The sequence below is a fragment of the Rhizobium sp. S96 genome, assembly GCF_030382195.1.
In the GTDB taxonomy this organism is placed as follows: Bacteria; Pseudomonadota; Alphaproteobacteria; order Rhizobiales; family Rhizobiaceae; genus Rhizobium.
Genome location: NZ_JAUDRY010000015.1, coordinates 172,253 through 184,049, shown reverse-complemented (window position 1 = coordinate 184,049; position 11,797 = coordinate 172,253). Strand labels below are relative to the sequence as shown.

Annotated in this window: 11 protein-coding genes; 1 reads left to right on the top strand and 10 read right to left on the bottom strand. The window is 60.5% G+C overall.

All coding sequences use genetic code 11. The features are described 5' to 3' along the window. Nucleotides 1–63 precede the first annotated feature (63 nt). Genes QTL94_RS18490 through pcsA form a run of 6 tightly spaced genes read right to left on the bottom strand, consistent with a single transcriptional unit; the run spans nucleotide 64 to nucleotide 6,528 of the window. Entirely contained in the window at nucleotides 64–1,137 is a 1,074-nt protein-coding gene (locus QTL94_RS18490) for a BMP family ABC transporter substrate-binding protein (protein WP_289802796.1), read from the bottom strand. A gap of 50 nt (nucleotides 1,138–1,187) precedes the next feature. Continuing rightward, nucleotides 1,188–2,108, bottom strand: a complete 921-nt coding sequence (locus tag QTL94_RS18485; RefSeq protein ID WP_065691338.1) for an ABC transporter permease — start codon at nucleotides 2,106–2,108, stop codon at nucleotides 1,188–1,190. Next, a complete protein-coding gene (locus tag QTL94_RS18480; RefSeq protein WP_289802795.1) occupies nucleotides 2,105–3,190 on the bottom strand; it encodes an ABC transporter permease in 1,086 nt (361 codons plus the stop codon). Before QTL94_RS18480 ends, QTL94_RS18485 begins: the two co-directional genes overlap by 4 nt. Further along, complete coding sequence (locus tag QTL94_RS18475; RefSeq protein WP_289802794.1) at nucleotides 3,180–4,766, bottom strand: ABC transporter ATP-binding protein; 1,587 nt, start codon at nucleotides 4,764–4,766, stop codon at nucleotides 3,180–3,182. Before QTL94_RS18475 ends, QTL94_RS18480 begins: the two co-directional genes overlap by 11 nt. Before the next feature lie 42 nt (nucleotides 4,767–4,808). Beyond that, nucleotides 4,809–5,789: a quinone oxidoreductase family protein gene (locus tag QTL94_RS18470; RefSeq protein ID WP_289802793.1), complete on the bottom strand. Its 981-nt coding sequence runs from the start codon at nucleotides 5,787–5,789 to the stop codon at nucleotides 4,809–4,811. Nucleotides 5,790–5,799: 10 nt separating this feature from the next. Beyond that, nucleotides 5,800–6,528: a phosphatidylcholine synthase gene (gene pcsA, locus QTL94_RS18465; RefSeq protein ID WP_289802792.1), complete on the bottom strand. Its 729-nt coding sequence runs from the start codon at nucleotides 6,526–6,528 to the stop codon at nucleotides 5,800–5,802. 246 nt (nucleotides 6,529–6,774) lie between these two features. Here pcsA and QTL94_RS18460 point away from each other — a divergent pair, with 246 nt between their 5' ends. Then, nucleotides 6,775–7,587 (top strand): ferredoxin--NADP reductase, encoded by an 813-nt coding sequence (locus QTL94_RS18460; RefSeq protein WP_289802791.1) that lies wholly within the window; start codon nucleotides 6,775–6,777, stop codon nucleotides 7,585–7,587. A 47-nt stretch (nucleotides 7,588–7,634) separates the two neighbouring features. Here QTL94_RS18460 and QTL94_RS18455 read toward each other — a convergent pair whose 3' ends face one another. The 4 genes from QTL94_RS18455 to QTL94_RS18440 form a co-directional block, all read right to left on the bottom strand. Beyond that, on the bottom strand, nucleotides 7,635–8,249 hold the full coding sequence (locus QTL94_RS18455) for a GntR family transcriptional regulator (protein WP_289802790.1): 615 nt from the start codon (nucleotides 8,247–8,249) through the stop codon (nucleotides 7,635–7,637). Nucleotides 8,250–8,354: 105 nt separating this feature from the next. Next, on the bottom strand, nucleotides 8,355–9,563 hold the full coding sequence (locus QTL94_RS18450; protein ID WP_289802789.1) for an ABC transporter permease: 1,209 nt from the start codon (nucleotides 9,561–9,563) through the stop codon (nucleotides 8,355–8,357). Next, a complete protein-coding gene (locus tag QTL94_RS18445; RefSeq protein WP_289802788.1) occupies nucleotides 9,553–10,269 on the bottom strand; it encodes an ABC transporter ATP-binding protein in 717 nt (238 codons plus the stop codon). The genes QTL94_RS18450 and QTL94_RS18445 overlap by 11 nt, the downstream gene beginning before the upstream one ends. Nucleotides 10,270–10,280: 11 nt before the next feature. Next, nucleotides 10,281–11,579, bottom strand: a complete 1,299-nt coding sequence (locus QTL94_RS18440; RefSeq protein WP_289802787.1) for an efflux RND transporter periplasmic adaptor subunit — start codon at nucleotides 11,577–11,579, stop codon at nucleotides 10,281–10,283. Nucleotides 11,580–11,797 lie beyond the last annotated feature (218 nt).

Here is an 11,797-nt window from a genome sequence, read left to right as displayed (position 1 = left end):
CGCAACAAAAAAGGGCGCCTACAACGGGCGCCCTTTCGCATCTGCTAACTGACCAATCGAAGCTTATTGCGGCAGCTTGTCGTCAACGCCTTCGACGTAGAAGTTCATGCCGAGCAAGGTGCCGTCATCAGCCTTCTCGCCGGCCTTCAGCCAAGGCGTGCCGTCCTGCTTGTTGATCGGGCCGGTGAAGGGATGCAGTTCGCCGGACTTGATCTTGGCTTCGGTGTCCTGGGCCATCTTCTTCACGTCGTCAGGCATGTTGGTGTAGTCCGCCATCTTCAGGATGCCGTCCTTCAGGCCATCCCAGCTCTGATCAGGCTTCCAGGTGCCTTCGAGGAGCGCGTGAACGCGCTTGGAGTAGTAGTTACCCCAGGTGTCGACGATCGCCGTCAGCTGTGCCTTCGGGCCGGCTGCGATCATGTCGGACGCCTGACCGAAGGCGTGGATGCCGCGCTCTTCCGCAACCTGCATCGGCGCGGTGGTGTCGGTGTGCTGCGTGAGGACGTCTACGCCCTGGTCAACCATGGCCTTCGCGGCATCTGCTTCCTTGCCCGGGTCGAACCAGGTGTTCACCCAGATGACCTTGAGCTTGAAATCAGGATCGATCGACTTCGCGCCCTGCTCGAAGGAGTTGATGCCCATCACGACTTCCGGGATCGGGAAGGATGCGATGTAGGCGGCACCGTGGTTCTTCGAGGTCTTGGCGGCGATCTGGCCGAGGATGTAGCGGCCTTCATAGAAGCGCGAGTTGTAGGTCGCGAGGTTCGGGCCGGACTTGAAACCCGTCGCGTGCTCGAACTTCACCTTCGGGAACTTCGCGGCAACCTTGACGGTGGCGTCCATGAAGCCGAACGAGGTGGAGAAGATCAGCTTGCAGCCGGAACGCGCCAGGCGCTCGATGGCGCGCTCTGCGTCAGGGCCTTCCGGGACGTTTTCGAGATAGGAGGTTTCGATCTTGTCACCGAACTCTTCCTGGATCTGCTGGCGACCGCGATCATGTGCCTGCGAGTAGCCACCGTCGGTGTGCGAGCCGACGTAGACGAAACAAACCTTGGTCTTGTCGGCGGCCTGAGCGGCGGTGCCGATGCTGAGAACAGCAGCTGCCGAAGCGGCAAATGCGAGTGCTAGTTTTTTCATGATAACCCCTGTTGGTTTGAAGTTTCCGGAAGCCCGTCTCATTCTTCTGTTTAACGTTCCGGGACGAAAGGCTTTCCCAGCGACGCAGGCGTGTTGATCAACGTCGTGCGGCGATTATGAGAAATGATGACAAGAACCACAATAGTCGCGGCGTAAGGCAGCATCGACAGAAATTGTGCCGGTATGCCGACCCCGAATGCCTGCGCGTGCAGCTGCAGGATCGTGACAGCGCCGAAGAGATAGCCGCCTGCGAAAACGCGCCATGGGCGCCAGGATGCGAAGACGACCAGCGCCAAAGTGATCCAGCCACGACCGGACGACATGTTCTCCACCCATTGCGGCGTATAGACCAGCGACAGCTGCGCACCGGCCAGCCCCGCACAGGCGCCGCCGAACATGACCGCCAGATAACGCGTGCGGATGACGTTGATGCCAAGCGCATGAGCCGAGCCGTGGCTATCGCCGATGGCGCGCAGCTTGAGCCCGGTGCGGCTGCGGAAGAGAAACCAGCTGATCCCAAATACCAGTGCCAGCGACAGGTAGAACGTCAGATCCTGGCGGAAGAGAACGGAACCAATCAGCGGAATATCGGAGAGATAAGGGAATACGATCGGCGAAAGGCGGACACCGGGAACACCGACATAGCTTTCGCCAAGCATCCCCGACACGCCAAGGCCAAGGATTGTCAGCGCCAGACCGGTCGCGACCTGATTGGCGACCAGCGTCAGCGTCAGGAAGCCGAACAGCAGGGAGAAAACAGCGCCTGCGCCAATCCCGGCCAGCAACCCGATGTAGGGCGACCCCGTAACCTGCGCACCCGCGAAGGCCGCGACGGCGCCCATGATCATCATGCCCTCGACACCAAGGTTGAGGACGCCCGAGCGCTCGGCAACGAGTTCGCCAAGGGCCGCTATGACAAGCGGTGTCGAGGCCGTAATGACCGTCAGGAGAATTGCCTCGAAGATGCTCATGCGACGCCTCCCCGCAGCCGTGACCAGACGATGCGGATCTTGTAGTAGATGAGAGTGTCGCAAGACAGCACGAAGAACAGCAGCAGCCCCTGGAAGACGCGTGTGACCTTGTCGGACACGCCGATCGAAAGCTGTGCCGCCTCACCACCGAGGTAGGTCAGCGCCAGCACCAGTCCCGATGCGATGATGCCGAGCGGATTGAGACGACCGAGAAAGGCGACGATGATCGCCGTAAAGCCGTAGCCGGGCGAAATGGCCGGCTGCAGGTGACCGATCGATCCGGATACCTCGGAAATGCCGGCAAGCCCGGCGAGCGCTCCTGAGAACAGGAAGCTGAACCAGATCATCTTCTTCGACGAGAATCCGGCAAAGCGCCCTGCTCGCTCGGATTGGCCTAGAACGACGATCTCGAAGCCTCGAAGCGTGAATTTCAGCATGAACCAGACCAGGAAGGCGGCCACGATCGCGAACACCGCAGCCCAGTGGGCGCGGCCCGACTCTTCCCAGATGGCGGGCAATGTCGCTTCCGGCGGGAATGGCACGCTTTCAGGGAAATTGAAGCCTTGCGGATTGCGCCAGGCGCCGCGGATGAGCCAGTCGAGAAACAGCTGAGCGATATAGACGAGCATCAGGCTGGAGAGAATTTCGTTCGTGTTGAAATGGGCCTTGAGAAGCGCGGGGATTGCGGCGAACAACGCGCCACCGATCGCCCCCATGATCAGCATCAGCGGCAGGACCAGCGGCGAATGCCATTCGGTAAACAGGATCGGCAGGATCGAGCCCGTGATGGCGCCGATGGTAAACTGCCCCTCCGCACCGATATTCCAGTTGTTCGAGCGGTAGCAGACGGCAAGACCAACCGCGATCAGGATTAGCGGCGCGGCCTTGACGGCCAGTTCGTGCAGTGACCAGACTTCGAGCAGAGGCTCCAGAAAGAATGCGTCCAATGCTTCGACGGGATTTTTGCCCAGGATCGCGAACATGATCGCGCCGGCAGCCAGCGTCAGGACGAGAGCGAGAAGCGGCGAGACGAAGCCATATAGCTTGGATGCCTGGGGACGCTTTTCGAGTTCAATGCGCATGGTCGGTCTCCGCGTCAGCCACCGGCGCGGCCTTGCTTTCATGCAGCCCGCCCATCAGCAGGCCGATCTTTTCGCGCGTCAGTTCGCCTGCCGCAAACGGCTGCGAGAGCCGCCCTTCGGAGATGACGGAGATTTCGGTCGCGACCTCGAATATCTCGTCGAGATCCTGGCTGATGACGACGACGGCCGAACCGTTGCGCGCCAGGTCGACCAGTGCCTGCCTGATGCGGCTGGCGGCGCCCGCGTCGACACCCCAGGTCGGCTGGTTCACGACCAGGACCGCGGGCTGCCGATCGAGCTCGCGGCCAACAATGAATTTCTGCAAATTGCCGCCCGAAAGCGAACCCGCGGCAGGGTCTTCGCCGCTCTTGCGCACGTCCATCTCCTCGGAGATGCGTTTCGCGGCATTCTTCACTGCGCTTCTGCGGATGATCTTGAGGAAGCCGCCGCCGAGAAACGCCTTCCGGTCGGACTGACTGCGCGCTAGCACCAGATTGTCGGACAGTTTCATGGCAGAGACGGCCGCGTGGCCGTGTCGTTCCTCGGGAACAAAGCCTGCGCCTAGCAGGCGGCGGGCAGTAATCCCCTGCGTGCCCACTGGCTTGTTGCGAATGGTGATCGCGCTGGGCGTCGATACCGGATACTCGCCGGAAAGCGCGTCGAAAAGCTCGCCCTGGCCGTTGCCGGCGACACCGGCGATCGCCAGGACCTCGCCCGAGCGAACCGCCAGCGACACGTCTCTGAGCGGCATGGCGAAGGGCGTGCGAGCAGCGACCGAAAGGTTGGAGACGGCGAGTTGCACGTCACCCTTGTTGCCGCGATCGGGATGCGTGACGGCGGCGATGTCGTTTCCGACCATCATCCTTGCAAGCGAAGCAGGCGTCTCGTGGCGCGGATCGCAGGCACCCGTCACCTTGCCGTGACGCAGTACCGTCGCGCGGTCGCAGATGCGCTGCACCTCTTCCAGGCGATGGCTGATGTAGAGAACGGAACGTCCCTCGGCCTTGAGCTTGAACAGCGTCTCGAAAAGCTTGTCGGCCTCCTGCGGCGTCAGAACGGAGGTCGGTTCATCAAGAATGATAAGCTTCGGATTTTGCAGCAGCGCGCGGACGATCTCGATACGCTGACGCTCTCCAACCGAGAGATCGGCGACATGGGCGTAGGGATCGAGCGGGAGACCATAGGCCCGAGAGAGCGCCCTGGCCTCCTCGGCAATCTTGCCGATCGGAATGCTGTCGTCGAGCGATAGCGCAATATTCTCAGCGACGGTCAGGGCTTCAAACAGCGAAAAGTGCTGGAAGACCATGCCGATGCCAAGCTTCCGCGCATCGCCCGGCGACGCGATCGACACCGACCGCCCCTCCCAGACGATATGGCCTTCGCTTGGGTCCAGGACGCCGAACAGCATCTTGACCAGCGTGGATTTACCCGCGCCGTTTTCACCAAGAAGTGCATGGATCTCGCCCGGCGCGATATCGAGGTCGATGTGGCTGCAGGCGGCAAAGCTGCCAAACAGCTTCGTCAGCTTCTGCACCGACAATAACGCGCCGGAAGCCGGCACACTCGCTAACGACACGTTCCCCTCATTTCCCTCTGCTGACCTGCCCTTTCAGGATCATTATGGGATCAGCAGCGTAGTTCCGGTAGTTTTCCTGGATTCCAGATCCGCATGGGCGCGTCCAACCTCGCGCAACGGATAGGTTTGATTGATATTGATACGCACTTTGTTGCTCAAAACAACATCAAATAATGCGTTTGCACAATCAGTTAGCTCCTGGCGCGTCGCGATATAGGTGAAAAGCGTCGGCCGGGTTGCAAACAGCGATCCCTTCTGGGCGAGCATCGCCAACGTGAAGTTCTCGATAGGGCCCGACGACTGGCCAAAGGAGACGAACATGCCGAGACGCTTCAGACAGTCGAGCGACTGCGGGAAGGTGTCGCGACCGATGGAATCGTAGACGACATCCACGCCCTCGCCGCCCGTGATCTCGTGGACCCGTTCGACGAAATTCTCGGTGTTGTAATCGATAACGTGGTCGTAGCCGTGATCGAGGGCCAGTCGCACTTTGTTTTTCGAACCGGCCGTCCCGATGACCCTTGCCCCGAGCGCCTTTGCCCATTGGCCGGCGATCAGCCCGACGCCGCCCGCCGCGGCATGAAACAGGATGGTGGTCTCAGGACCGACCTTGAATGTCCGGTTCAGCAGGTATTGCGCCGTCATGCCTTTCAGCATCATCGAGGCGGCCGTTTCCAGCGAGATACCATCCGGCACCTTCACGAGATGTTTCGTCTCGATATTGCGTTCGACGCTGTAGGCGCCGTCAGAACCGGCATAGGCAACTCGGTCGCCAACAGCAAAGCCGTCCACGTCGGGACCAACTGATATCACCGTTCCGGCCGCCTCCTTGCCCGTTACAAAGGGAAGGTGCGGCGTCTTGTAGAGGCCGGTTCGGAAATAGACGTCAATGAAGTTCAGGCCGATGGCAGCGTGCCGGATCTGGACCTCTCCCGACGAGGGTGGCGGCAGATCGATATCAACATATTCGAGGACGTTGGGTCCACCGGTTTTGCTGAACGTTACTGCCTGTGTCTTCGCCATTTTCCGCTTCCTACTCGTTGCGTCCAAGCGCCGGGAAGAATTGCAGAACGGCGCCTATGCAGTAGAGATAGATACCGCTCAGAATGAACAGCACAAGCGCCCAATGTGGCATATTGAAATGCATCAACAGCGAGTACATCCCGAGCGCCGACCAAAGGAAGAAGACGCCGAGGTTCAGCGTGCGCAAGCGCTTCACGCGGACCGGGTGCAGGAAATTGATCGGAAGGAATGTGAGCACGACCGAGACAATCACCATGGTCAACGCCGTCACCGCACTCGCGTCCATGACAAAGAGCGTGAAGACGATCATGTTCCAGACGACTGGAAAACCCGAAAAGAAGTATTCCTCGGTCTTCATGCCCATATCGGCATAGTAGATCGCGCTCGACACGACGATCATGCCGGCGGCGACGAAGGACCAAGGCTCGCCGATCATTCCGCTCTGGTAGAGCGCGAATGCCGGCAGCAATACATAAGTCACGTAGTCGATGATGTTATCGAGTGTGTCGCCCGACCAGTTCGGCAGAACTTCCTTGACCTTCACCTTGCGTGCGATCGGGCCGTCGATACCGTCGACAAGGAGTGCAAGTCCCAGCCACCAGAACATATCTATGAAGCGATGCTCCGCCGCGGCTACGACACCAAGAAATGCCAGAAACGATCCGGACGCCGTCAGAATATGGACGGAAAACGCACGCATCTCCGCATAGGGCACGCGCTTATAGTTGAAAATCTTCATGTTTCCCCGAGCTGCCAAAGGCATTCGCACCCGGCCGGCGCGATTTTTGCCTAATATGCATCCTTTGCATCGCTTCGCCAGCGCAAAAGCGACGAAGGCTCACGGCAGTCTGAATCCTGACCGTGACACGCATATTTCGTGCAAGTCGCTTCAGAAAGAATGGAATACCTTTATCCGAAGGCCTATTTGTAATATCTGGCTCGCATCGAAAAGATCATCCGACGAATTACGGGATCCGACACTGCAATGAACGCCCCTGCAAAGACCGAAGACTTCGCCTCCCCGATTCCTGCCGGCGTCTACGCCGAGACCGTGCTCAGCGTCACGCATTATACGGATAGCCTGTTCCGTTTCACCATGACGCGCCCGCAGGGCTTCCGCTTCCGCTCTGGCGAATTTGCGATGATCGGGTTGATGGTCGAAGGCAAGCCGATCTTCCGCGCCTACTCGATCGCGAGCCCTGCCTGGTCGGAAGAACTCGAATTCTTCTCGATCAAGGTTCAGGACGGCCCGCTGACCTCGCACCTTCAGGCCATCAAGCCCGGCGATCAGGTGCTGATGCGCAAGAAGCCAACCGGCACGCTCGTGCTCGACGCACTGACGCCGGGCCGCAGGCTCTACATGTTCTCGACCGGCACCGGCATTGCACCCTTCGCCAGCCTGATCCGCGATCCCGAAACCTACGAAAAGTACGAGGAAGTCATCCTCACCCACACGACCCGCAACATTGCGGAACTGAAGTACGGTTTCGACCTCGTGCATGAAATCCAGAACGATGAACTTCTCAAGGAAGTCGTCGGCGACAAGCTGCGTCACTACGCGACCGTCACGCGCGAAGACTTCGAGTATCGCGGCCGCATCACGGATCTGATCGAATCCGGCAAGCTCTTCACAGATCTTGGCGTCCCCCCGCTCGATCCGTCGATCGACCGCGGCATGATTTGCGGCTCTTCCGCAATGCTGAAGGACACCAAGGAACTCTTGGAAAGAGCCGGCCTCAACGAGGGCGCAAACAGCAAACCCGCTGAATTCGTCATCGAGCGCGCTTTCGTCGGCTAAGGCGCTGACATCCTTCGAAGATAACGGCTCCGGAAACGGGGCCGTTTTTATTTGTGGCCGAGATAATCGATCAGCACGGTCATGACCTTGGCGGCCTCGGCCGCATTGCCTTGCTGGATCGCGCGGATAACGGCGACATGGAGCGAGATCGATCGGTCCATCCGATCAGGACTTGCCGTCGAGTACCACAGCCGGCGTGAATGCGTCTGTACTGGCGCCAGCGCCGAGGTGATGAACGCGTTAGGACATGCCTCCTCGAGGATTTCGTCGAACGCCTTGTCGGCCGAGAAGAATGCGGCTAGGTCGCCGCTGATCGCGCAATCCGCCATCGCGCGGGCGCATTCAACGAGCTGGTTTCGCTGCGCGTCCGTGGCATGTTCGGCAACGAGCGCTGCGGCAATCGGCTCCAACTCGCGGCGCACCTGCATGACATGGCTATGGTCCCGGGGCTTTATCTCAGCGATCTGCAGACCCACCCGCGGCCTGACGAAGATGAGGCGCTGCCATGCCAGCTTCTGGATTGCTTCACGTACTGGCGTGCGACCGTGGCCAGCAAGATCGATGAGCTGCTTTTCGGTTACGAGCGCGCCGGGCTGCAACGCCAACGTTACGATCGCATGCTCCAGCGCCAGATAGGCCAGATGGCTCTGTGAGTTCTGCATCGCATTCCCATGTTTTGCTCTGATATATCATAAGCAGACATCGCATGAATGCAATGGCAGGTTGCCTTGATATATCAAAGCCGTTGGAGCGCCGTGCGCCGGCGGTCATTCGTGCCGAAGCGCTTCGATCGGATTGAGTTGAGCAGCCCGCCGTGCGGGGAAGTAGCCGAAGATCATGCCGATCGCCGCGGAGAACGCAAAGGCGACGCCGATCATCACCGGGCTGACGACAAACGGCACTTTGAGAAGCGTCACAGCGCCGAAGCCCAGCCCCAGGCCGAGCAGAATGCCTGTCATTCCGCCAAAGATGGACAGGGCGACAGCCTCCACGAGGAACTGCAGCAGCACCTGCCCTTCCAGCGCGCCGATCGCCAGCCTGATGCCGATCTCCCTGGTGCGCTCGGTGACCGATACCAGCATGATGTTCATGATGCCGATGCCTCCCACCAGAAGGCTGATGGCGGCAACCGCCCCGAGGAGACTGGTCAGAAGCGTCGTCGTGCCGGTCATCGCTTCCGCGATCTGCGTCATGTCGTTGACGTTGAAATCGTCCTCGCGACCAGGAATGATCTTGCGGCGTTCGCGCAGCAGGTTTTCGGTTTCGGATTGAACCTTGGAGGTCGAGACGCCGTCGCGGGCGGAGATCACAATCATCGACACATTGGCGTTGGCCCTGCCGCCGATCCGGCGCTGGTACACCTTGACCGGCATGACGACGACATCGTCCTGATCGTTGCCCATGCCGGACTGGCCGCGCTTTGCGAGAACGCCGATCACGCCGCACGACACCTTGCCGACACGGATCTGCTGGCCAGTCGGGTCGGCGGCGCCGAACAGTTGCGAACGCACCGTCTCGCCAAGGATGCAGCGCGCGCGGCCACGCTCCTCGGCGGCTTCGAACGTGCGGCCAACGGCCATATCCCAATCCTGAGCCACGAGGTAGTCGTTCGTGGTCCCCATGACAGTGGTCGAATGGCTCTGGCCACCATAGATCACAGTCGCTGTCGTCTGGTTGAGCGGCGCCACCGCCCGCAGACCACCGACCTGGTCACGAATGGCGTCCACATCCGCGACGGTGAAGCGCCTGGCCTCGGAACTGGCCCTGCCCGGGCCGAACTGGCCGGGACGCGCAAACAGCATGTTGGTGCCCAGCCGCGACAGTTCCGACGTAACCTGGGCAGTCGTGCCGTTGCCGATGGTGACGAGCGCTATGACGGCTGCAACACCGATGACCACGCCCAGCACGGTCAGAAATGAACGCAGCATGTTGCGGCTGATCGCCCGCAGAGCAAGCTTCAACGTTTCAAAGAACATGCGCCGCCTCCCCGCTTTTGGTGGTCTCCGCCTCTAGCTTGCCATCGACGAATCGCAGCAGACGCTGCGCGTAGGCGGCGATGTCAGGCTCGTGAGTGACCATGACAATGGTGATGCCCTGCTCGCGGTTCAGGCGCGTCATCAGGTCCATGATCTCGATGCTGGTCTTGGTGTCGAGGTTGCCGGTCGGTTCGTCCGCAAGGAGCAATGACGGCTGCGTGACGATGGCACGGGCGATGGCCACGCGTTGCTGCTGGCCGCCCGACAACTCCTGAGTCTTGTGATGCTCGCGCCCGGACAGGCCGACCAGCGCCAGCGCTTCTTTCGCGCGGCGATGCCGCTCGGCGCCCGGCATGCCGCGATAGATCAGCGGCAACTCGACGTTCTCCACGGCCGATGTCCTGGGCAGGAGATTGAACCCCTGAAAGACGAATCCGAGCATATGCCGGCGCAGCAGGGTCAACTGGCTGCGACTAAATCCCCGCGTCGGAATCCCCTGAAACAGATAGTCGCCGGCGCTCGGAACATCGAGACAGCCGAGTATGTTCATGGCGGTGGATTTGCCTGAGCCCGACGGCCCCATGATAGCAACGAATTCGCGCTCCGATATCGAGAGATCGACGCGGTCGAGTGCGCGGATGGCCGCCTCTCCTTGACCGTAGATCTTGGATACTTGCCGGAATTCGATGAGTGGCGGCGTGGTCATCGCGCGTCCGCCTACTTCGATTGGTCGGTGGAATCGACGACTAGGGCGTCGTTTTCTTTCAGATCACCGGAGACGACCTGCGTGAACTGTCCGTCTGACGATCCGACCTGAATGACCACCGGCGCCGGCTTGCCTGCCTTCAGCACCCAGACCCTGCGCTTTGCCCCGGTCAGCGCCTCACCGCCCTGATTGCCCGTGCGCGGCCCCATGCGGGGTGCCCGGAGCAATCCGAACAGACCACCGCGGCGCGGCGAGTCGGCAGCGGGCGGCGCGTAGCGAAGTGCCGCATTCGGAACCATGAGCGTGTCCTTGACCGCTTCGACGGTGGCGTCGGCAGTCGCCGTCATGCCGGGGCGCAACAGCAGATCGGCATTGTCGACCGAGAGGATCGCCTTGTAGGTCACCACGTTGTTGGTGGTCTCGGACGCAAAGCGTATCTGCTTGATCTCAGCGGGAAACGTGCGATCAGGATAGGCGTCGACCGTAAATGTCGCCTTCTGGCCAACCGCGACCTGGCCGACATCGGCCTCGTCGACATCGACTTGAAGCTCCATCTTGCGCAGATCGCCGGCGATGACGAACAGGACCGGTGCCGAAAGCGAAGCGGCAACCGTCGCTCCTGGGTCGACCGACCGGGTGAGGATCACGCCGTCGATCGGCGAAACGATCTTGGCCTTCGCCAGGTTCACTTCGGCGAGCTGCAGGTCGGCTTCCGCGGACAACACGGCTGCTTCGTTGATTTCCTTCGCTGCCACGGCAGAATCATATTTGTAGCGCGCGTCTTCCAGGCTCTGCTGGGTCGTCACATTGCTCTGCACCAGATTGCGATAGCGCTCGTAGGAACTCTGGGCGGATTGGAGATCGGCTGTCGCCTTGACGACGTTGGCTTTTGCCGAATCGAGCTTGGCACGCGTGCTCTTCACATCTGCCTCGAGCTTATTGGTGTCGAGCACCGCCAGAACCTCGCCCGCCTTGACCTCGCTGTTGTAGTCAACGTTGACGTCGCGAACCGTCCCTGAGAGTTCGCTGGAAATGTCTACCTGCTCTGTCGGCTGCACGGAGCCCGTCGCCGTGACGAGCACGGTCAAGTCGCCGCGCTTTGCCGGCTGCGTGATATAGGTCAGCTGGCTGGTCCCACGACTGGAGTAGGCATAGACGCCGGTGCCGATGGCAAGCACCACGAGAAGAAGCACCAGTAAGCGTCTCAACCAGCGCCCCTTCTGTTGCCGCTCGGACGCGGCAAGAGCGGCTGCGAGATCCGCGCCGCCGGCACTGGTTTTCGTTTGGCTGGTGATTGCAATGTCGTTCATTCGGGCCTCGATCAGTATTCGGCCAATGCGGCCGCGAGCTACCGAATAACAACGTGAAGCTGAACGGGCGATTAGCACCAGCACCGCATTGGCACGGCGAGGTCGGAAAGGGAAATGAAATCTTGGTAATCAGAGTCCGGTTTCGACCGGTTGCGCACGACGCAATCCATCTACAAAGAGGCCGTCCTCTCGATCCAGAAAGACAAGAGAACGGCGCT